This is a genomic window from Leucobacter sp. cx-42, assembly GCF_014529985.1.
Classification (GTDB): Bacteria; Actinomycetota; Actinomycetes; order Actinomycetales; family Microbacteriaceae; genus Leucobacter.
This window is the reverse complement of sequence record NZ_JACVMU010000003.1, coordinates 180695-202050: the sequence shown is the minus strand read 5'-3', so window position 1 is coordinate 202050 and position 21356 is coordinate 180695. Positions and strand designations below refer to the sequence as shown.

16 protein-coding genes and 1 tRNA gene are annotated in these 21356 nt (G+C 61.6%); 12 read left to right on the top strand and 5 right to left on the bottom strand.

Features of this window, described 5'->3' with window-relative positions; genetic code table 11:
- Nucleotides 1-249: 249 nt before the first annotated feature.
- Together ICM05_RS04305 and ICM05_RS04300 are read left to right on the top strand one after the other, a co-directional pair.
- Nucleotides 250-4131 carry a DEAD/DEAH box helicase gene (locus tag ICM05_RS04305; RefSeq protein ID WP_251364498.1) on the top strand — a complete coding sequence of 1294 codons (3882 nt, stop codon included), beginning with the start codon at nucleotides 250-252 and terminating at the stop codon, nucleotides 4129-4131.
- Between the two features lie 2 nt (nucleotides 4132-4133).
- Entirely contained in the window at nucleotides 4134-4325 is a 192-nt protein-coding gene (locus ICM05_RS04300; RefSeq protein ID WP_188023340.1) for a hypothetical protein, read from the top strand.
- Nucleotides 4326-4457: 132 nt separating this feature from the next.
- Here ICM05_RS04300 and ICM05_RS04295 read toward each other — a convergent pair whose 3' ends face one another.
- A complete protein-coding gene (locus tag ICM05_RS04295; RefSeq protein WP_188023339.1) occupies nucleotides 4458-4670 on the bottom strand; it encodes an FmdB family zinc ribbon protein in 213 nt (70 codons plus the stop codon).
- Nucleotides 4671-4740: 70 nt separating this feature from the next.
- Nucleotides 4741-5337 carry a 5-formyltetrahydrofolate cyclo-ligase gene (locus tag ICM05_RS04290; RefSeq protein ID WP_188023338.1) on the bottom strand — a complete coding sequence of 199 codons (597 nt, stop codon included), beginning with the start codon at nucleotides 5335-5337 and terminating at the stop codon, nucleotides 4741-4743.
- 93 nt (nucleotides 5338-5430) lie between these two features.
- Here ICM05_RS04290 and galU point away from each other — a divergent pair, with 93 nt between their 5' ends.
- The 3 genes from galU (at nucleotide 5431) to ICM05_RS04275 (ending at nucleotide 8114) form a co-directional block, all read left to right on the top strand.
- A complete protein-coding gene (gene galU / locus ICM05_RS04285) occupies nucleotides 5431-6348 on the top strand; it encodes a UTP--glucose-1-phosphate uridylyltransferase GalU (RefSeq protein ID WP_188023337.1) in 918 nt (305 codons plus the stop codon).
- Between the two features lie 12 nt (nucleotides 6349-6360).
- On the top strand, nucleotides 6361-6966 hold the full coding sequence (locus ICM05_RS04280; RefSeq protein WP_188023336.1) for a GNAT family N-acetyltransferase: 606 nt from the start codon (nucleotides 6361-6363) through the stop codon (nucleotides 6964-6966).
- Between the two features lie 95 nt (nucleotides 6967-7061).
- Complete coding sequence (locus ICM05_RS04275; protein ID WP_188023335.1) at nucleotides 7062-8114, top strand: hypothetical protein; 1053 nt, start codon at nucleotides 7062-7064, stop codon at nucleotides 8112-8114.
- A 500-nt stretch (nucleotides 8115-8614) separates the two neighbouring features.
- On the opposite strand, the gene ICM05_RS04270 is transcribed toward ICM05_RS04275, so the two are convergent.
- Nucleotides 8615-10102 carry a hypothetical protein gene (locus ICM05_RS04270; RefSeq protein ID WP_188023334.1) on the bottom strand — a complete coding sequence of 496 codons (1488 nt, stop codon included), beginning with the start codon at nucleotides 10100-10102 and terminating at the stop codon, nucleotides 8615-8617.
- 94 nt (nucleotides 10103-10196) lie between these two features.
- On the opposite strand from ICM05_RS04270, the gene ICM05_RS04265 reads away from it, so the two are divergent.
- A complete protein-coding gene (locus ICM05_RS04265; protein ID WP_188023333.1) occupies nucleotides 10197-10817 on the top strand; it encodes a LysE family transporter in 621 nt (206 codons plus the stop codon).
- An 82-nt stretch (nucleotides 10818-10899) separates the two neighbouring features.
- Here ICM05_RS04265 and ICM05_RS04260 read toward each other — a convergent pair whose 3' ends face one another.
- Nucleotides 10900-11709, bottom strand: coding sequence for an MOSC N-terminal beta barrel domain-containing protein (locus ICM05_RS04260; protein ID WP_188023332.1), 810 nt, complete (start codon nucleotides 11707-11709; stop codon nucleotides 10900-10902).
- 160 nt (nucleotides 11710-11869) lie between these two features.
- Between ICM05_RS04260 and ICM05_RS04255 the strand changes: the two genes are divergently transcribed.
- From ICM05_RS04255 to ICM05_RS04245, 3 genes are read left to right on the top strand one after another with little or no spacing between them, the layout of a single operon-like run.
- The gene (locus ICM05_RS04255; protein WP_353055816.1) at nucleotides 11870-13276 is read left to right on the top strand and encodes a bifunctional cytidylyltransferase/SDR family oxidoreductase; all 1407 of its coding nucleotides are present in this window, start codon (nucleotides 11870-11872) and stop codon (nucleotides 13274-13276) included.
- A 32-nt stretch (nucleotides 13277-13308) separates the two neighbouring features.
- Nucleotides 13309-16497, top strand: coding sequence for a CDP-glycerol glycerophosphotransferase family protein (locus ICM05_RS04250; protein WP_188023330.1), 3189 nt, complete (start codon nucleotides 13309-13311; stop codon nucleotides 16495-16497).
- A complete protein-coding gene (locus ICM05_RS04245; protein ID WP_188023329.1) occupies nucleotides 16494-16829 on the top strand; it encodes a hypothetical protein in 336 nt (111 codons plus the stop codon). Before ICM05_RS04250 ends, ICM05_RS04245 begins: the two co-directional genes overlap by 4 nt.
- A gap of 13 nt (nucleotides 16830-16842) precedes the next feature.
- Here the strand turns inward: ICM05_RS04245 and ICM05_RS04240 are convergent, their stop codons facing one another.
- Nucleotides 16843-17967: an FAD-dependent oxidoreductase gene (locus tag ICM05_RS04240; protein ID WP_188023328.1), complete on the bottom strand. Its 1125-nt coding sequence runs from the start codon at nucleotides 17965-17967 to the stop codon at nucleotides 16843-16845.
- A gap of 91 nt (nucleotides 17968-18058) precedes the next feature.
- Between ICM05_RS04240 and ICM05_RS04235 the strand changes: the two genes are divergently transcribed.
- The 3 genes from ICM05_RS04235 to ICM05_RS04225 all read left to right on the top strand — a co-directional run bounded on the left by ICM05_RS04235 (nucleotide 18059) and on the right by ICM05_RS04225 (nucleotide 21235).
- Nucleotides 18059-18130, top strand: a tRNA-Lys gene (locus ICM05_RS04235).
- Nucleotides 18131-18338: 208 nt separating this feature from the next.
- On the top strand, nucleotides 18339-18968 hold the full coding sequence (locus ICM05_RS04230) for a hypothetical protein (protein ID WP_188023327.1): 630 nt from the start codon (nucleotides 18339-18341) through the stop codon (nucleotides 18966-18968).
- A gap of 287 nt (nucleotides 18969-19255) precedes the next feature.
- A complete protein-coding gene (locus tag ICM05_RS04225) occupies nucleotides 19256-21235 on the top strand; it encodes a hypothetical protein (protein WP_188023326.1) in 1980 nt (659 codons plus the stop codon).
- Nucleotides 21236-21356 lie beyond the last annotated feature (121 nt).

The following is a 21356-nucleotide window of genomic DNA, read 5'->3' as shown; positions in this document are numbered from 1 at the left end:
TTACCCGCATTGTTGTTGGGGTGGGGGGGGGGGGGGGCGGCCCTCCGTGTGTTGGGGGGGCCCCCCCGCCTCTCTGCGTGTGCGGTGTAAATCGGTCAGATCGCCTCGAAACACACCGCTTGTATGCTGCGAAAAGGGCCTGACACCGCTTATGGTGTGGTTGTGTGGAGTGTAGAACGTCGTGATTCAACCGATCCAGCAGGTTCGGTAGGTCAGCGTGCCTCGCACACCGGTAGTGAGGAGGCCGCCATGCCCCAGGAACAGACGGCCGAGCAGCTGACTGAACAGCTCGGTGGACCAGTCTCAGTTGTCGACGCCAATTCGCGCGAGCACGCGCAATGGCGCGCTCAGCTTGGCAAGATCGGCGGCGACAGCCCGCTCCTACACTTCGATGACCACCCCGCAAACCGCATCGAGCTGTCCTCGACGCACCCGGGTGGCCTGCCGCAGTTCATCAGCGGCAACAAGATTCTGCTGTCTGCGCTGATTCGCGATGACCTCGCGCTGCGTCATGCCCGCTTCGCAGCTGCCCGCGTCACCGACAAAGCCGTTGAGATGCGCACCGTGCGTGGCCTCGAAACCGTGAACCTCGCAGTCGGCCTCGCAAAGTGGAGCTTTGAAGGCACCGACTTCTGCGCTCCGGTACTCCTGCGCCCGCTCGCGATCCGCCGGTATGGCCGCGATTTTGAGCTCAAGCTGAAGCAGTTCCCCGTGGTGAACTCTGAGCTGATCCGCGTGCTACACGAGCAGTTCGGCATCATGCTCGATGCGCGCACGCTCATTGAACTCTCGCAGACCGAGGGTGTCTTCAAGCCGCAGCCCGTGATCGACCGTCTCCGTCAGATGGTCGCTGGCGTCGCAGGTTTCGAGGTACAGCCGCGCCTCATCGTGTCGTCGTTCCACAACGTCTCGCAGCAGATGGTTGCAGACGCGCGTGACCTCGATATTCCCGTGCTCGATGCGATCTGCGGCAGCGAGCCTGCTCAGCAGGCACTGCGCGACAGCTACCGCCCGGTCGACGCATCGTCGCCCGACCACCGTGCGCCAGACACCGACCGCAACCTCTACGACTCTGATGCTGAGCAGGACGACGTCCTGGCACAGATCAACGCCGGCCACTCGCTCGTCGTGCGCACGCTGCCGGGTACCGGTGGCACGCAGACCGTCGCGAATGCGATCGGCAACCTGGTTCGTGACGGCAAGCGCGTGCTCGTCGTTTCGCCGCGCCGCGCGACACTCGACGGCATTGCGCATCGTCTCTCGCGTGCGTCGCTGACGGGCCTCGCGGTGTCGCCGCGTCGCCTGCGCCGCAATCTCGTTGAGGCGATTAGCCGCAACGAGAACGCGCAGCCTGAACAGCTGCGTGACGTTGACGAGGCACTCGTGCGTCTGCGCGGGGTGCTGCTCGATTACGGATCCGCGCTCAATACGCAAGATTCACGCTTCGGCGTCTCACCCGTTGAGGCGCTTCGGAAGCTCGCGCTGCTCTCGCGCAGTGAAGAGCCGCCCGCAACGACGGTACGCCTGGACGATCAGGCGCTCGGCCAGCTCGCGATCGACCGCTCTTCGGTCGCTGACGCGCTGACCGAGGTCGCTCGTCTGGGCCAGTTTGAGTACGGTCCCGAAGACTCGCCCTGGTACGGCGTCTCGTTCGACACGACCGAAGAAGCACGTGCGGCGTACGCCCTCGCGGTTGACCTTGCCGAGTCGCAGCTGCCTCGCCTCGTCTCGATGGCGAACGAGGTGGTCGGTCAGACCTCGATGCGTCCCTACGAGACCATCGCCGAGCTCGGCGTCTACCTGCGCCTGCTCATGGGCGTGCGCGATACGCTCGACCGCTTCACCCCGCAGGTCTACGACCGCTCGCTCACCGAGGTCATCGCGGCGCACAGCCCGCGCAGTGCCTCGGGCGAAGAGATGACGAACGCGAACAAGCGTCGACTGAAGAAGCTTGCACGCGAGTACGTCCGACCCGGTGTGAGCATCACCGACATGTACTCGCGCCTCGTGCAGATTCAGCAGCAGCGTGTGCTGTGGCAGCGCTACTCGACGGTGGTCGGTGCGCGCCCTGAGGTTCCGCTCGGTATCGCTGACGTCGTCGTTGCGTTCCAGTCGGCCTACGAAGACCTCGACAAGCTCGACCGCATCCTCGGAACACCCGCTGAGTCGGGTCGCCTGAAGAACATGCAGCTCGGCACCCTCGCGCAGCGCGTTGCTGACCTTGCGCAGGAATCTGAGGTGCTCAAGAACATCCAGGAGCGCACGACCATCGTCGAGCGCCTGCGCGGCGCAAACCTGCAGCCGCTGCTCGACGATCTGTCTGCGCGCCACGTACCCGCTGACAAGGTCTCGGCAGAGCTCGAGCTTTCGTGGTGGCAGTCAGCGCTTGAGCGCATGCTGCAGACCAACCCGGCACTGCTCAGCGCCAACACGAGCGTTATTGAGCGGCTCGAAGCAGACTTCCGCCTCGTCGACGACGCGCACGCCGGTGCGAACGGTGCGCAGCTCGCTGCACTCCTGTCTGACTCGTGGCGCGTTGCCGTGCTCGACCACAAGCAGGAGGCGCTTGCGCTCCGCGGCGCACTCCGGAGCGGTTACGCGTCGGTCGGCATGCTGCAGCGTCACTCGCCAGCGTTGCTCTCGGCGCTCGCTCCGGTGTGGACGATGTCGCCCTACGAGGTGTTCCAGCTGCCAGAGTCGATGCGTTTCGACACTGTGCTGCTCGTTGACGCCGGTGCGACGACGCTCGCTGAGAACCTCGGTGCGATCCGCCGCGCAAAGCAGGTTGTTGCATTCGGCGATCAGATCACGCAGTCACCGTCGCCGTTCGAGATTGCGGTTGCGGGGTCGGGAACGACGCGCGATCCGCTCCCCGAAACCTCTGAGGAATCGGCCTTCACCGAGCTTGCCGCAGTGCTGCCCTCGCTCTCGCTCACGCGCAGTTACCGCGCTGGTGGCGAGGACCTCACGAACCTCGTGAACTCGCGCTTCTACAACCGCGAGATTCAGTCGTTGCCGTGGGCCGGCAGTTACCTCGGGCACTCGAGCCTCAACTACGAATTCGTGCCGCACGGTCAGGGCCTGCCCGATCAGCACACCGGCGCGGTCGAGAGTACTGATGCTGAGGTTGATCGCGTCGTACAGATGGTGCTGCAGCACGCAGACGAACGTCCGAGCGAATCGCTCATGGTCATCACTGCGAGCGCAAAGCACGCGGTGCGTGTGAACCAGGCTGTACTCAAGGCGTTCGCAAAGTACCCGCAGTACCGTGACTTCCTGCTCGGCGATCGAGCAGAGCCGTTCGGTGTGCTCACCCTTGAGCAGGCGACCGCGCAGAGCCGCGACCGCGTGATCTTCTCGATCGGTTACGGACGCACCCCGCACGGCCGCGTCCTCTCGAACTTCGGCTCGCTCGGTCAGCCCGGTGGCGAGAAGCTCATCGCAGTTGCGATGACCCGCGCCCGCCGCGCAATGACGATCGTCAGCTGCTTCAAGCCCGAGGATCTCGACAGCGATCGCCTCAAGCACGGCGTCGTTGAGCTGTCTGAGCTCCTCGCATTTGATGCACCCGCGGCCGCGCCCCAGGTGCTGCCGTCAGAGGCAGATCCGCTCGTGAGTGATCTCGCAGTTCGCCTCGAAGAGCTCGGTCTCAATGTCACGCTCGATTACCACGGGGTGATCCCGCTTGCTGCGTCGTTCGGCGATGCCGTCATCGCGGTCGACTTCGACCTCGGCGAGCACCCCGAAAGCCTCCGCGAGGCCCTACGCCTGCGCCCCGCTGTGCTGCGCCGCCTCGGCTGGCACTACCAGCGGGTGCAGCGCTTCGACCTGTTCTCGGATGCCGGTGCCGTTGCAGAGCGCATCGCGCGCGTGCTGGGTCGCGACGAGGCATCGCGCCGTGCGGCGGAGGCTGCTTCGGCTGAGGCTGGCGCTGGCGGATCGGGCGCAGACAGCGCTCCTGCCGACACCGGCAAGAGCGGCGACACCATCGACGTCTCTGACTCGACCGTGACCGGCGTTGTCGAGCCCGTGCGTGCGGCTGGTGCTGGCACTGGCGCTGCGTTTGGTTTGAATGCTGGCGGTGCTGCTGGCGGCGACGCGCAGGACGCAACCGAGACTCAGGCGTACTAAGCGTGGCTGAACGGAAGAACCGGCGGGCATCCCGACCGGCACCTGAGGGTGTCGATCCGCGCCCGTCAGAACAGCCGATCACTGAGAAAGCTGGCGAGGATCGCCCCGAAGCATGGGGCGATGCTCCCGCAGCGCGCGCTCGATCTGCGTCAGAGGAGCAGCTGTTGCGGGATCGTCCGCCACACTGGGGGTAGTCGGGGAACGCCCGGCTGCCAGGCCGAGGAGAATCGTCGTTGAAGCCGGGCACCTGCTTGGCATCGAGGTGCTGGGGGCTTCGAACGCGCTCGCGCCTGAGACGCTGGCTCGCGCCGAGGAGCTCTAGCGGCTTAGACCGAGGACGAAGACGAACCCGAGCTGCTCGGGCGCGAATCGGTGCGGTAGAAGCCTGAACCGTTGAAGGTCACGCCGATCGACGAGCCGAAGACCTTACGCAGCTTGCCGCCGCACTCGGGGCACTCGGTGAGCGCAGCATCAGAGAACGACTGGTACGCGTCGAAAGCGTGCTCGCAGTCGGCGCAGCGGTAAGCATAGGTTGGCACGCTGCAAGTTTAGCGGGTTCGGCTGAACTACCGCGGAGAGCCTCGCTGCGAGCGGAACCCACTGCCGAACCTACCGCTCGAAGCGCAGCACCCGGCGGTCGGTCACGGCGCCGGCGATCGGCGCATCGTGCGGCTCGACCGGGACTGCGTCGAAGACCTCATCGTCGAACACGACCGCGAACACAGGGGGAGGCATCGTGAGCCCGGCGAGACAGCGGTCGAAGAATCCGCGGCCCCAGCCGAGGCGGTTGCCGCGCTCGTCGACGCACGCCGCTGGGATGAGCATGAGGTCGGTGTCCTGCGGTGCGGTCGAGGGCAGCAGATCGCCCACCGGCTCGGGAATCCCGAAAGCACCGGGCGCGAGCCCGCCATCAGCCGCAGCAGTCAGTACACCCCAGCCCATCTGACCGTCCGGTCGCACGCGCGGGAGCAGCACCTCGATGCCCTGCGCCACTGCCCACCCATTGAACCCAGCCGTCGACGGCTCATCGCCAATACTGACAAAGCTTGTCACACGGGTGACCGGAGCACCCCGCGAGGCAGCGACCTCGCGCACGAGGCTGATGAGGGAGTCAGTGTGGGCGGATCCGCGCCCCCGACCCGCAGCCCGCAACGCCCGCACCTGCGTACGGAGCGCGCGCTTCTCGTCAGCGATCGAGGATGTCATGGGATCGAGCCTAGTCGCGGCAGCGCGTGACAGAACTGACGAAACCAGGACTCTGCGGCAGAAATTCGGGTGCCGAGCGTTAAGCTGTGCGGTATGACGGAAAACCGAAACGCAGACGCAAAGCGCGTTGTGAAGGCAGTGATTCCCGCGGCTGGTCTTGGCACGCGATTCCTTCCAGCGACGAAGGCGATGCCGAAGGAAATGCTGCCGATCGTGGACAAGCCCGCGATCCAGTATGTAGTCGAAGAAGCTTCTGAGGCCGGTCTGACTGATGTGCTCATCATCAGCGGTCGTAACAAGAACAACATCACGAACCACTTCGATGGCGTCCCCGAGCTCGAGCGTGCGCTCGAGAAGAAGGGCGACATGAAGAAGCTTGAGAAGGTCAAGCAGTCGAGCGAGCTCGCCGAGGTACACATGCTGCGCCAGGGCCAGCCCCTCGGCCTCGGCCACGCTGTTGGTCGCGCGCGCTGCCACGTCGGCGACGAATCGTTCGCTGTGCTGCTCGGTGATGACCTCATCGATGCGCGTGATACGCTCCTCACCCGCATGGTCGAAGAGCACGACGCCCGCCAGGCAACCGTGATCGCGCTCATGGAGGTTCCTGAAGAATCGATCCACCTGTACGGTTGCGCCGCTGTCGAGCCGACCGATGACCCTGATGTTGTGCGGATCACCGACCTCGTCGAGAAGCCCAGCCGCGAAGAGGCGCCCTCGAACCTGGCAATCATCGGCCGCTACGTGCTGCGCCCCGAGATCTTCGACATCATCGATGACCTCGAGCCCGGCCGCGGTGGCGAGTACCAGCTCACCGACGCACTCAACGTGCTCGCACAGGGCGGCGGCGAGGCGCCGGTCTACGGTGTGGTGTTCCGTGGTCGTCGCTACGACACCGGCGATCGCGCTGACTGGATCAAGGCGAACGTTCTCCTCGGTGTTGATCACGACGAGCTCGGTGCCGAGCTCCGTGACTGGATCATTGAGTTCGCGGATCGCATCCGCGGCGAGTAATCACTGATTCGCATGCCAGCACACCGACCCCGCGTGAAGCCGCACAGGCTCTACGCGGGGTCGGTTGGTTTGCGGGTGATCCGCCCCCGGGACGCTGCGCGGATGGGGGAACTGCTGCGCGGGAACCGGTCCTGGCTGCAGGAGTGGGAGGCCACGCATCCCGACGGTTACTCTGTGGCGCCGGGATCGACACCCTATGGGCCGGTGATCAAATCCATGCGGCAGAACCTGAAGGCTGGCACCGGAATTCCTTGGGTAATCACCTACAACGACGAGGTTGTCGGTCAGCTCAACGCGGCAGAACTCAGTGGGGGAGCATTGCGCTCTGGCCAGCTCGGCTATTGGATCGCTGAGGGGTACGCAGGCAAAGGCATCGTGCCCACCGCGGTCGCCCTCGCCATTGACTACCTGTTTGACTACGTGCACCTGCACCGGGTTGAGATCTGCATCCGCCCAGAAAACCAGGCATCACTTCGCGTCGTCGAGAAACTCGGCCTGAGATACGAAGGATGCAGGCGCGCGTATATTCACATCGGCGGCCAGTGGCGCGACCACGAATGCTTCGCAATTACCCGCGAAGAACGCGAGGTCACCATGCTTGAACGCCTTCGTCGATAGATTCTTCAGCGGTGAAGGGGAGTGACGCGCCGATCCGCGAATATTCCTCGGCGCGCCACGAGACACGCCGTCAGGAATCGGCATATGGTTAGCCCATGAGTAGCGGCGCGCTTGGCGGGGGAATGATCTTCGTGGTCATTGCCGTGCTGTGGGGTGCCGTTCTCGTTCCCGGCTGGAACCGCCGACGCGAGTTTAAAGCTGCTGAGCGGAACGCATTCCGGCTGCAGCGCACCCTCCGCGTCCTGGCAGAGACCATGGAAATGCCGGAAGAGATGCGTCTCGAAGCCACCGCAAAGGAAGCGCTCGCGCATGAGAAGATCCTGCGCTCTGAGAAGAAGCGGGAAGCGGCCGAACGTTCGGCGGATCTCGCAGAGGCGCGGGCAGCGCAGGTGCGTGCCGAGATCCGCGCCCAGCAAATGCAGCGGAAGCAGGCAGCGACCCAGCGCGCTGCGCGACTGAGCAAGCCAGGCGTGCGTCGCGTGCGGTCAATCGCCGCGCTCGTGACGCTGCTCGGCGTTGTCGCCGCGTTCGTGAGCATCGGCCTGCTGTTCGCTGGCTCCGGTGCTGCGCCGCTCATTTGGTCGCTGCTTGGCTTGTCTGCCGGCGCTGGCACGCTCGTGCTCCTGGCTCCCGGCCGCGCGAAGCTTGAGCCGATCGCCGATGAGGTGTTGCCAGAGGAAGCCGCAGCGCCTGCTGCGGAGTCTGCCGTCGAAGAGGTCGCGGAAGTCGAGATCGACGACGAAGCTGCAACTGCCGCACACAACGCTGCACAGCGGGCAGCAGCCGAGCGCATCGCTCGCGCTCGTGCGATGGCGCGCGCCCGCGCCTCACGTGCTGGATCGCAGCCGCGCATGGAAAACCAGCCCGACTCGATGCTGCTGCGCGAAGCACGCGAGCAGGTCGCACGCGAGCAGGGCCTTGCGCGAGCTGGAGCTGTCGTTCCGGATGAGCGCCCGGTGACCGCGCAGATTGCCGAGCAGAAGTCTGAGGAAGCGGCTGCCGACTCTATGTTCGCGCGATACGAGCAGAAGGCTGGCGGCGCTGGCCGCAAGAAGGCAAGCCCCTTCAGTGAGATGGGGCGCGTCGGTGACACCACCGAGGGCATGCCCGACCTCGACGACGTGCTGCGTCGTCGCCGCATTGGCTAAGTAGCCCTTGGTGGTGCGCTCTGGGCTTGGGCTTGGGCTTGGGCTTGGGCGCTTGCCCTGGCTGTTGCTGCGGCGGGTGCTCGTGTGATTGGTCGGTCGATTTGCCGTAGATATGTAATCGGCCGTCAATATGCTGAATTGGCCGCAGAATCGCATTTTGTAGGCGAATCGCATATTTACGGGGAGTGCCTACGGCAGCTGTTGTGAGGCTGCCGCGGGCGGCCTTGCGGTCGCCCTTGCCTGTGGCATGGTTGCCTGCGGTGTTTGCCCTGGGGAGCGACGAGTAGGGTGCCTTGGGGTGTTTTAGACGCACACTGAGGTGTTTTGGCGTGCTGTCTGCTTCGTGGTCGCAGATGGCAGCGGATGATGCTCGCGTGGGTAGCAAAGAGGCCCTTCGGTCAGAGGATTCCTGGGGAATCAATCTGACCGAAGGGCCTTTTGCATACCGAGGCTAAATGCTGGGGTCGGGCAGCCTAGCGCCCTGGGCTGGACCCAACGCGCTAGGGGGTGAGTTCCGTGGTTTCGGTGAGGTCCGCGGTGTTGAGGTCTGCCGAGAGCTTCTTTGTCTCGGCGAGTGCCTCAGCGCTAGCGGGAGCAGCGGGTGCCGCGTCGGGTGCAAGCGCATCGGCTGGGGCGGGATCCGCCGAATCGCGTTTCACGACCTCCAGCACCACAAGGAACACGACGAGCAAGATCACTGCGGTCCAAATGCTCGATCCGCGCACCGGGCGGTCCATAAAGACCGCGACGGTAGCCACCAACACCGCGACAATGTACAGCGCGGTGTGCCACTGGCTCACGAACAGGCCGAAGCCGCGGGTGTGCAGGCCGTGGCGATCCATGCTCTTGCGGATCCCGCTGAAGCCGGCGTCAAGCAAACTGCGCAGCTTGCGTGCGAACTTTGCGCCGCTTGCGAACCAGGCGCCGACGGCGACGATCACGCTGAGCATGACGAGCGCCATCGTCGTCGAGGAGATGAAGGTCGTGACCTGCGTGAAGACGGCTTGTGCGGTCGACGCGGGCATGACCGAGGGGGCCAGGGTCGCGATGAAGACCTCACGACCGATGCCGATTCCTGCGGCAAGGGTGAGGAAGGAAATCGCGAGTCCGACGCCGGCCCATGCGAGCGCGCGCATACGATGGCGGGCGAGGATCACGCCTGCCAGCAGGCCGATGAGGACGACCCAAGGGAACCAGCTTCCGCCGATGACGGTGATGTTGTAGAGGGTGCGGATCGTCACCAGCGAGTCTGCGGAGAACAGCGGAATGGACTGGTTCACCTCTGGAATAGCTGAGGCGAAACCGAAGCCCTGTTTGATGAGGACGGTCTTCACCTCGGAGATCACCTCGTTGAGACTGATCGCGAGGGTGCCGTCTTTCTGGAGCTGCAGCATCGCGTTCGGGTCGCCCTGGATGAGCGCGATCGCTTGCTTGTGGCTCTGTGTGAGCGTAGTTTCCAGGATTTGCGTGAACTGATCGGAGCGGATCACCTCGGTCACGCCAGTGCGCATCATCGACCGGATGCCGTCTGCGGCGGGGCCGCTCAGCAGCGGGATGATGACCTTGGTCTGCTCGGGGAGACCGAGGTCTGCGACACCGGTGAAGACATCCTTGACCATGCCATCGATATCAACGTTCGCCTCAACGCCCTCCATGACCTTGTCGGTGATGAATGACTGGACGTGCGGATTGTCCGCGAGAGGCGCGAAGGTCGCCGTGAAGCGCTCGGTATCGACGAGCTGCGAACGCGCCCAGGTGTTGAGGAGCGCAACGGGGGCAAAGACAACGCTCAGAACGATGAGGATCGCGGAGAGCGCGCTGAGTCCGCGACGGGCCGCGTTGCCAGCGCCAGAACCGGTCTTGCCGACGCCATCGCCGGTCGCCTGTGCGGACTTCTTGAGGAGTTGCTGGTTCTCGGTTTCGAGATCCGCGACCCTGGCGCGTAGCGCCTGAAGTTCGCTGTCTGCGGCCGTGACTTGCTGTGACATCTGGTGCCTTCCTGCGCCGCGATGCAACGCCTATGTATTAATAATGACCTAGTTCGGTGTCGGTCGGTAGCGCCCGCGGGAATACACTTGATTGGTGACGTTGAACGTATGGCTATCCTTGCTCGCTGCTGTGATCGTCATTAGCCTGACCCCCGGGGCCGGCGCGATCAACACGATGGCCAATTCAATGCGCGTCGGGTGGCGCGGCGCGATCTGGGGCGTCATCGGCCAGCAGGTTGCGTTGCTCGTGCACGTCATCATCGTGGCCGCTGGTGTCGGACTCATCGTGGCGAATTCGCCAGTGTTGTTCACAGTGATTCGGTACGCCGGTGCTGCCTACCTCGCGTATCTCGGCATTCGTTCGATTCTCACGAAGCCTGTCGTCGCGGGCGAGGCAAAGACGCAGGCCGCGATCACCCGCCGTGCAATGATCTGGCAGGGATTCTGGGTCAACATCTTGAACCCCAAGGCCATCGTGTTCTTCCTGGCCTTCATTCCACAGTTTGTGCGCGCGGATCAGCCCCAGCTCCTGCAATATGCCATCATCATTGGCACGTGCGTCCTCGTCGACGTCTGCGTCATGTGGGGCTTCTTCGCGACCGTGGCGAAGCCGTTCAGTCGGTTCTCGCGCACGCTGAAAGGGCAGCGCGTGCTGAACACGGTGTTCGGTGCGCTGTTTGTTGGCGTCGCCGTGCTGCTGCTGTTCTTGCACTAGGCCGGTGGTGCGTGCAGCGCCGGGCTGCGTGCGGCGCGGGGCCGCTCGCGCGTCTATGCGCAAGCACCTATGCGCTCATGTGCTAGAAACTGACGTCGTCACCCACGCGGATCACACCGCCGGTCGTCGTCACACCCGGCTCGCCCATTGGCAGCAGGAAGCGACCGAGCGTTGGTTCCGCCATGCCGAGCTGCTGGGTGAACGCGGTGAGGAGCTTGGCATCGCGCACGCCGGTATCCGGGTTGCAGTGGGTAGCCAAGCAGCGCACGATGTTCTTGTCGGTCTTGAACGTGACGTCGCCGATCCGCACCTCGCCATTCCAGCTGAGTTCGGTGCGCGGATCGACCCCAGCAATCACGACATTTGAGCGGAAGCGTCGGTCATCGACGTCTGGCTCAACGCAGGCCGCGATCTCAGCGACGCTCGCCTCGCTGTGCACAGAGATGTAGCCGCGGGAGCTGTCCTGGAAACGAGAGGTTTCGCCGTCGCCGACAAGTGCGAGGGGGAGGCGTCCCGGCTTTGCGAGGCGGCGGGCCTCTGGGGAAGCCAGCACGAAGTCAGTGATGGCCGCGGTCAGTTCGTCGCGCCCCTGGGCATCGAGGCCGGCATCGACGAGGACGGTGGCGCCTTCGGTGATCCGCACCCGCTTTGCCTGTTCGTCGTACGCCAGTGAGAGGCGAGCAAGCGTGGGGAAGTCTTGCAGCGAGAGGCCCTTGCTCTTGGACCAATAATCGCGGCCGTCCTTGTGTTCGGGCTCAGTTGCGTCTCCGAAGCGGAACGTGAGGACGCGATCGCCTGCGATACGGCCGTCGGGCTGGACGGTGAGCTCTGACAGGTGTTCAGCAGTGAAACCTTTGACAGGGAATCGGTAGAGCGCGACGACTTTGGGCATGGGTTCATCTTGTCATGAAACTCGGGTTTTGCTTCTGGGGGACCTATTTTGTCGAAAATCATGGCATAAACATGCCATTTCCTATGAAAAAGCAACGGTTGTTGTTTTTGTGGCTTAGTATGTCTGGGGTGTTTTCAGTGGTTTCTTTATGAAACATCATGTGTTTGAGGAGGAAAGTTTGCTGCACAGTGGAGCCCCGAGGAGTTCGGGAACACGGGTTGTCGCGGTGTTGTTGGCCGGTGGAATTGGGTCCCGTGTCGGGCATTCGACTCCGAAACAGCTCCTCAAGGTCGCTGGAAAGCCGATCATGATGCATACGCTTGAGGTGTTCGCCGCGTCGCCACGAATTGACGAAGTTCTCATCATGATGAACCCCGGCGTCATTGCAGAACTCGATTTTCTTCGCGAGCACAACCTGCCGATACCGGTCCGAGTGCTTCCGGGTGGCGCGACCCGAAATGAAACCACGCAGCTCGCGCTCGCGGCGATCGAGGGTGACGAGACGAAGGTCCTTTTCCACGATGCTGTGCGCCCGTTCGTTGATCACAGGATCATCGATGAGTGCATCGATGCACTAGACCGTTTCGACGCAGTGGACACGGCAATTCCATCTGCCGACACCATTGTCGAGATTGATGTAGATGGCTGCATTGCGGCAATGCCGACGCGCGGGGTACTCCGCCGTGGACAGACACCGCAGGCATTCCGCACCGAGGTGCTGAAATCCGCCTACGAGGTTGCAAACCTTGATCCTGACTTTGCGGCGACCGATGACTGCGGAGTGGTGTTCAACTATCTTCCTGACGTGAAGATTCATGTAGTTGAGGGAACGCCAGAAAACATGAAGATTACGGACCCGATTGATCTTCATATCGCAGACAAGCTTTTCCAGCTCCAATCGGCAACTCTTTCGCACAGCGTGGACGATCTTCCATGCTTCGTTGGCAAGAACATCGTGGTCTTCGGCGGTGCCTATGGTATTGGTCAGAGCATTGTCGAGCTTGCTCGCGCAGCGGGTGCCACGGTCCACAGTTTTAGCCGGTCTGAAACCGGAACTGACGTGACAAGTCGGAAGGCGGTGCGGTCAGCGCTCGCCAGCGTGCGAGAGTGTGGGCAGCAGATTGACCACGTCGTCGTTACTGCGGGAGTGCTCAACATCTCAGACTTGAACGATGCCCCGCGCAAACACATTAATGGCACGGTCAAGACGAACCTCATTGCACCAGCGATTATCGCCAAAGAAGTGCACGCTGATCTTCGTGCGAGCGGTGGATCCCTCGTGCTCTTCACTTCGAGCTCGTACACTCGAGGCCGCGCGGGCTACAGCATGTATTCGGCTACGAAGGCTGGCGTTGTGAATCTCACACAAGCGCTTGCTGAAGAGTGGGAAGACGATGGAGTCCGTGTGAACAGCATTAATCCGCAACGCACCGATACGCCGATGCGCAAGGCAGCGTTCGGGATGGAACCACCCCACTCGTTGCTCACGCCAGAGGCCGTGGCCGCCGTGTCTCTCCGAACAATGGCAAGTGAGATTACCGGTCAGACCGTAAGCGTGCGTATCTAGTGTTGCTTTCCACAAACTTTGAAAGGAGTTCCGTGCGGAACTCACACCTCTGGCTTTTCAACTGTGCGAACACGTTTAGTGGTAATCCGAAATGGCTGTTCCTCTACATTGCGAAGTACCGGAAGGACATTCGCCCAGTGTGGATCAGCGATGCTCCGGAGACATCAAAACTGGTTCGCGGGCTCGGGTACGAAGCTGTCGAGTTCGGCACGATGGCAGGCCTGAAGCTGCAGCACGAAGCAGGCGTCTTCGTGGTGAACCAGGTCAAGGAGATTATTCCGGATGCCATGACCGGCATTACTCTGTTGAATCTGTGGCACGGCGTTGGCGTTAAGAAGATTGAGCGTGCGATGACAGAGGGGGATTTGCTTCCACGCATCGCTGCGAAATACATACGCAACAATAAGGCGTACCGAGACACCCAGCTCTTTCTTGTGCCTTCGAAGCTCATGGAGGGGCACTTCGCCGAGCAGATCGAGTTCGCACCGGCGCAGGTCTTGCGTGGCGGCTATCCGCAAAATACGGTACCGCAGCGCTATCGATTTGAGGCCACCTTCGATCACGACGTGCGCGCCCGGAATGACGCCCCGGGTAACGCGCGTATTGCAGTGTACGCCCCAACTTATCGTCTTGATAAGCGGGCTTCATTCTTGGGTGATGTGTTGCCAGACTTCGAACGTCTCGAGAGCGTGCTGAAAGCTCAGAACACGATGCTCATTTTCAAAATGCATCCGTCGATGGAGAATGACGCGGCATTCCTCCATCTCAAGGACATCCATGCTGATTCACCGTGGTTGTACTTCTGGGACGGTGCGGAAGACATCTACGAGATGTTTGATGAGATCGATCTCGCGATCGTCGACTATTCATCGATGCTCTATGACTTCATTGCTGGCGGCGTCAAGAACTTCATTCGCTACATCCCTGACTACGCAGAAGAATCGGGCGTGCAAGAGCATGCGCTCGACTACCTGACACACTCTTGCGGCACTGTGGCCGAGACGTTCGATGAACTTCTCGCGGCGCTTGAGCAAAAGAACGCGATGCCTGCGGACGAGCTCACACGGCTGACCGACTTGTTCTGGGGATACACCGAAGATGGTGACCTCGAAACGATGGTGAATGCAGCGTTGAACTACAAGAAACTGGACGTCGAATTGCCAGACCTGTATAGCTTCGATGTGTTCGATACGCTCATTCACCGCAGTACGGTGTCGCCTGAATCAGTGTTCCAGTATGTGCAGCACAAGATTCGAACAAGTGGGAAACAGTTCCCCGCTGATCTGATTGAGAACTACTCTGCAGCCCGCCGCAGTGCGGAAACAGCTGCACGAGACAATCGACGGAAGCGCCCCGAACTGCGCCGCCTAGGCGACCTGGAAATTCAGTTCTCAGACATCTTCGCTGCAATGACGGCGGTCTACGATCTCGATTCTGAGCACGTGGAGCTGTTGCAGACGTGGGAAATAGAAGGCGAGCTTCGGGTAGTTGTGCCGGACGAACCCAACGTCGCTTACTTGAAATCACTCCTCGAACGCGGTGAGATAGTCGTCTTGATTAGCGACATGTACTTGCCGTATGGAGTCATCCGCCAACTACTTGCGAGCGCTGACCCTGTGCTTGCTGAACTGCCTCTTTACCTATCAACGGTAGAACGAGCACAGAAGACTACCGGCTGGTTGTATGTGCGCGTGTATCTACACCAGCACCGCGGTTTTCATCGATGGTTCCACGTGGGCGATAACGAACTCGCTGATGGAAAGATGGCGCGCAAAATGGGCATCATTCCTGAACTTCTCACCACACCAGAGTTCGACAAATCCGAGGAAAACCTGCTTGATGTCTTGTCATCATTCGATATGCACCAGGTAGCCGCGCTCTTCCATGACTACCGACGAGATGCGGGGGCAGATCACGACCAAGTCGAGGACTTCGTCTTTCGACATGTCTCGCTGTATCTAGTTCCGTATGTTGCCTGGTCGATCGATGACGCAATCAAGCGTGGCTATGAAACCCTTTACTTCGTGTCTCGCGACGGACACCACCTGAAGATCATCGCTGATGCGATTATCGCAGAGCGAGGCATCGATCTCGCCACGAAGTATATTTATGGCTCACGCACCTCTTGGCGGCTCGCGTCGCAATTCGATGGCATCGATAAAGAAACATTCTCGCCTTTCGGGAGCTTTGGTGGCGTGCGCTCATACGCCGCCTTGCTCAAGGCAGCGCATTTGACAACATCCGAGTTCTTAGAGCTCTTCCCGGCCTACGCTGAACATGTTGATGCTGAGTACATTGATGGCCACACCATGGGCGAAATTGTGATGGCACTCAGTACTTCTACCAAGTATCGGGAACGTCTGGCCGAGGTTGCGCGTGACGCCTTCGACGTCACGGCGGAGTACCTCCTGCGGGAAATCGACCTTGATCGCCCGTTCGGCATTGTCGAGTACTGGGGGCGTGGCTACACGCAGGACTGTCTCGTGGAGATTCTTGAGCATGCGACAGGTGTGCAGCGTGACATTCCCTTCTACTATGCGCGCAGCATCTACCCGACTGAGGGGCATTCGATCCGCCATAACTTCACAGTGAAGAACTACTCTTTGCTCGTGATCGAAGCGATCTTTGCAAACATGCCGCACGGCACCGTCGAAGGCTTCGAGCGCCAGGGCGAAGACATTGTTCCTGTGGTCACGCCCAGAGAATACGATGAAGAGCTCTTCGAAGCCATGGAGCGACTGCTTCCTGAATTCGCGCGAAGGTTTGCGCGCCTGGAATTCCTTGATCCAAAGGCAGCCCAGCGAGATAGCTTCCATGCGGCGTTTGAGGAGATCCGCCGCCACCCGAACAACCCTGCGTTCCGAGCTCGTATCGCCCATCTGCGTGATGCTGTGCAGCTCGGTGGGGCAGAACGTGAGTTCGCGCCTGCAATGTCGACGCGCGATTTTGCGTCGTACATGCGTGGGCGTCCTGTCGGAGAGATGACGAGCTCATTGCAAATGTCGGTGACCGCGCATAATACGGTGGGAGGAAGCCTCTTCAAATTGCGGCGTGACGTCGGTTTGCGCCGCATCGTGAAGCCGCAGGTTGCAAAGATCGCTGATGTACTGTCCCGCAAGAAAATGCCTCCGCGATACACGCCAGAGCAATCGACCCAACTCGCAGACTTCTACGCGGAGCTGGCTGCTCGAGACTCTAGGGAAACTCAAGGAGAATCATGACGAATTTCGGAGTGAATCCCGCGCCGGCGCCCGTGCCCGCGCCAGCACAGTCAGCGACGCTGTCGTGGGTTGCGCTTGGACTTGGCCTGGGCAGCGTTGGCCTGTTCGCGGTGTTCTTCGGTTGGGCTGACTCGGGGATGGGCATGCTGCTGACCGCGATGGCGGTCAGCGTTGCCGCCGTCGTGGTCGGGATCATTGCTCTCGTGAAGCGTCAGCGCCGTGACGTAGCGTTGATCGGGCTCATCGTTGGTGCGCTCGTTCTCTTGGTGGCGGCTGGTCTTCTGCTGTTTGCGCTCTTGTTTATCGGTGCGCTGTTTGGGGCGAATCCGTAACACGGGGAGAGCGTTACTCGGGGAGCTGGAATGCCGGCGCGGCTGTGCCCGTGCCGAGTGCGATGTCCGCGAGCGTCTTGCCGATTGCGGGGACGAACTTGAAGCCCTCGCCTGCGAAGCCGGCCCCGATGGTGATTGCGCCGCGACGATCGAGAATGAAATCACCCTGCGCCGAGGTCGTGTAGGTGCAGCTGATCTCTTCGGCGGAGTCGGCATCGAGCCCAGGGAAGAACTGGCTGACGTGTGCACGCAGGGCGTCACGGTTGGTGTCGCTGCCGCGGAACGCACGAGCATCAGGGTCTACTTCAGCACCGGTGCAGTGGAAGCCAACCTTCACACCCTCGCCAGGGGTGAGCATGCCGTAGACATCGCCCGTGCCAGTTGTGGGGTCAGCCGCGATGAGGTGGTTGAAGGATGGCCAGTCTGCCTGTGCGCACTCGGCCGTCGGCTGGAAGTGTGCCGGGTGTTCCTCGGTCACGGTGAGCTGAGGGAGGCGGATCTGGTCGCCCACGAGCTTGGTTGTCCATGCGCCGACGGTTGAGACGACTCCGTTTGCCGTGAAGCGGAGCTCTTCGCCGGAGGCGGAGAGAGCAGTGACAGCTGCGCCGCCAGCGGGAAGCTCTTCGATGGAGATCACTCGGGTGCCGGCACGAAGGTCTGCGCCGTGTGCTGCCGCCTGCTCATGCAGAGCCTCGAGCACCTGTGCTGACTGGATGCGACCGGCCTGGTGGCTCAGCAGAACGCGGTCTTCGAAGCGAATACCGGGCCAGCGGCGGGCTGCTTCGTCAGCTTCGAGCCATTCAACCGGAGCACCGCGTTCGGTGAGCTTGGTGAAGATTGGGGTGATCCGCGAATCTGGGCCAATCGTCACCAAGCCAGCAACCGTCAGGAGCTCTGCGCCGCTTGCCGCTTCAAGCTCGCGATACAGCGAGAGCGACAAATCATAGAGGTCGAGGTAGTGGTCTTCGAGGTACGCGTTATTGAGATTGCGGGCGGCACCGTGTGAAGCACCGCGGTCATGACCGAACTCAAACTGCTCGAGCAACAGCGTCTTCACGCCGCGCTGCGCCAGCTGCCAGGCGGTCGCAAGGCCCATCGCGCCGCCGCCGATCACGATCTGTTCGAAGTTCTGCGTCATGATGCCCAGTTTGGCAGAGACCACTGACATCGCAACCCGCTGTGAAATGTGGTGCAAAGTGGGTTCGCGAATGCTCTAGGCTAGAGGTCGCGCCCCTATAGCTCAGCGGTAGAGCTACGGACTTTTAATCCGCAGGTCGTAGGTTCGATCCCTACTGGGGGCACACTCACCCGGTGCAGTTCATTGCGAGCTGCACCGGGTTTTTGTTTGGGGCGCTATGCCCCGATCCGCGCCCCACTGCATCACCCGCGCTCGCCGCAACGGTTCCTGAACGCGCCACCCGCGAAGTGGGTCTATCCTGGACGTCGCGCAACCGACCGCGGAGGCCAGCCGCGGGCAGCCAGCCGCAAGCCAATCGAACCGGGAGAAACGTGAGCCGAGATTTCCAGAAGCCGATGGTTCAGCCGAATCATGCGTTCAACTGGGTGATTGGCGCGGAAGATCCGAGCATCGAGAATCAGCTCGCGCATGACACGTCATGGGCGCTCCTACACCGCGTTCGACAGACCGCTGATCCGGTCGTGATTGCACGCGTGCTGGAAATCGCAGCGGGTGATGGCATTAGCGACCTCGCCGAGTTGTGGTCGAAGCAGAGCACGCACACGCTGGCTGGTGTGCTGTGGCGGTTATTCCTGCTGCGGCGCGTAGTTGCCTCCAACGCGGAGATGACGGCTGAGTTGTTCCGGCGCGGATCCGCCCGCATCGGCACCATCGACACCGCGGTCGCCGGCGCTATGGAACCCGTCACGCCCGAGACGATCACTGATCTCTGTGACACGATCTTGACCGGCGCCTTCGTCGGCGACCTGGGTGACGCGCTCGATCGCGCGGTGGCATACGCAAAGATCATGTCGATGGGTTCGGCGGATCTCGCCGACTCACTCGACACCGACCACCCGGCCGAGGCCTCCAAGCTCACGGCCCGAGCGCTGCGCTACGCCTCGATCGGCGCCGAGCTCGCCGCCGGATCCGAGCGCTGGCGCTTCGGCGAGCTCGAGTAGGGGTGCGGATCGCCCGATCTGCATCTCACATGAGCGGTCGGGGGCCTGGCGCTACAATGTAAGTGCCGGGCCGCAGTAACCCCGGGCTCCAACTTTTGCCGCTTCGAGCGGCCTTCCGCCGAGAGGCGTTTCTGCGGTCTGGTATTTTTTATGCCCGTTTGGGCGCTGCTGCTGGCTGATTTGAGTAATGACTTGTTTCTCTTGTGGTCGCCTAGGGTGTTCTGTAGCGTTTCCTGTGTGTGACTTGTGCGCGAAGTTTCGCGTCCGCTGTAACCAAGGGAGCCTCAGTGAAGAAGAACACCGCATTAGGCATGGGTATCGCGGCAGGGCTGATCGGAATGAGCCTGGTGCCGACTGCCTCGTACGCGGCGCTGTCGGCGAAAGACTGCGACGGCGTGCAGCGATTGGTATGTTCCGATGACACGGTCGAATCGTACCGCGTGGAAATACCCACCGACTCGGTAGATACTCCCGAGGTAGGGTCACTGCGCTGGGCTATCGAGCAGGCAAACTCAAGCCCCGGTTTGGACGAAATCGTGATTGACGCCGAGCTGGAGATTCAGCTTGAAGAAATGATTATGATCAGCGACGGTCTGATCTTGCGGGGCGAAGGCGATACAGAAACACGCGCCACAATTGGTTCTCAGGAAGTCGATCCCTACCCCGTGCTGGAAGTGTACGACGTGTCTGCTTCGGATGCTGTCGTGCAGGTGGAAAACCTGACGTTCGATGGGCAAGGGCGGGATGGCGGTGGCATCCTTGTGGCAGACGGACTCGTCGGCTTTGGTATGTACGAAGCCAGCATGCGGGCATTCGGAGAGTTTGCCCTCGACTTCCAGCCAGATGACACCCTTGAGCAGATCGTGATCGAGAACAGTGAATTCACGAACATCGGAGAAGGAACTGGCGTCGTGCAAGCGATGACTGAGGACTCTCTGCTTTCCCTCGAGGTGCGGAACTCTCGCTTCGTCGACAACGAGGCCACCGCGATTCGTCTCGAGGGTGAGCTATCTGGAACCGACGGTGCAGTGCCCACATTGCGTGTGTTGGGTTCAGAATTTGTGAACAACATTGCGCACTACGCAGAAGCGGGGGCGATTTCGGTTGACGGTGTAGACGTTGAGTCGGTTGAAGTAGAGGAAGTGCATTTCGAAGAGCCGATTGTCCGAATCGAAGGGAACACTTTCAGTGGGAATCTCGGTGAACGCGCAGGAGCGTTCTATCTTGGTTCCATTGACGGTGACCTTGAAGACGCGACAAACTCTGCTGATTACGGCGAGCTCGTCGTCGTAGACCGTTCATCGTTTGAAAACAATACCGCTGAAGATGGCGATGTTCGGGCAAACGACATCCTCATTGAATATGCAGAACCCGAGATTGACGCGCCAACCCCAGAAGATTGCTTCACCGGTCTCACTCCGTTGCACATCTTGAACTCGACATTTAGCGCAGAGACCTCGAGCGATGCCGCGGTGCGCATCGATGAAGCAGACTGCGTGGCCTTCAAAATCGATCACGCGACTTTCATTGGTGCTGGCATTGCCGTCGGCGACACTAGTTCAGAATTCAAAGCTGGTATCTTCCTCCGCAACACGGTGTTTGACACGCAATCCGAACAGCCGTTCGTGGCGGTTGGAGAGTGGACCCCAGTTGCGCTATTTGAAGATCACGTTGGCTACAGCACCGAGCCTGATGCTGGGCTCATTTCCGCGGGTCCGGGTCGTGTGGTTGCGCCGAGCAGTGATCTCGCACTTGATGCGTTTAGCTCGGTTGCGACAGAGAACGAAGGCCTGTCGTACGCGGCACGGGTGAGGATACCTGGCCTTATCGCTGGTGCAGAGACTGAGGTGGCATCAGTGTTGACTGGGGCTGGTGTGGCATCGGAGGATCCGCGCCTCGCATTCGACCAGGCCGGTGGCGCGCGCCCCGGTGCTGCAACCGCACGCGGTCTTGTGCTGCCCACGATTGGCGCGGTTGAAGGTGTCGCGGTCACAGATACGACCCCTCCGGTGGAACCCGAAACTCCAAAGCCGGTGGATCCAAAGCCGGTGGATCCGAAGCCCGGAGACCCAACCCCAACTGCACCAAAGGGCGAGACCACACAGCAGACGCTCGCGAACACCGGCTCAGCGATGAATGCGACGAACTGGTTCGTGCTCGCCGGAGTGCTGGTGGTTGCGGCTGGTGCGCTCTTCGGGGCTAACCGTCTGCTGCGCAAGCGCGAGGCGCGCAGTAAAAGCGAGGACAGCCAGGACACGGAAAACTAACGCCCACTCCTGTCTGAGATGAGAGTCCCTTCCCCAAGAGAACCCCCGGGGAAGGGACTCTCGCTTCGTGGTCTGGTGTTTTACGCCCGCCTGCGGACAGTCTGCGCGACTTATGACTGAG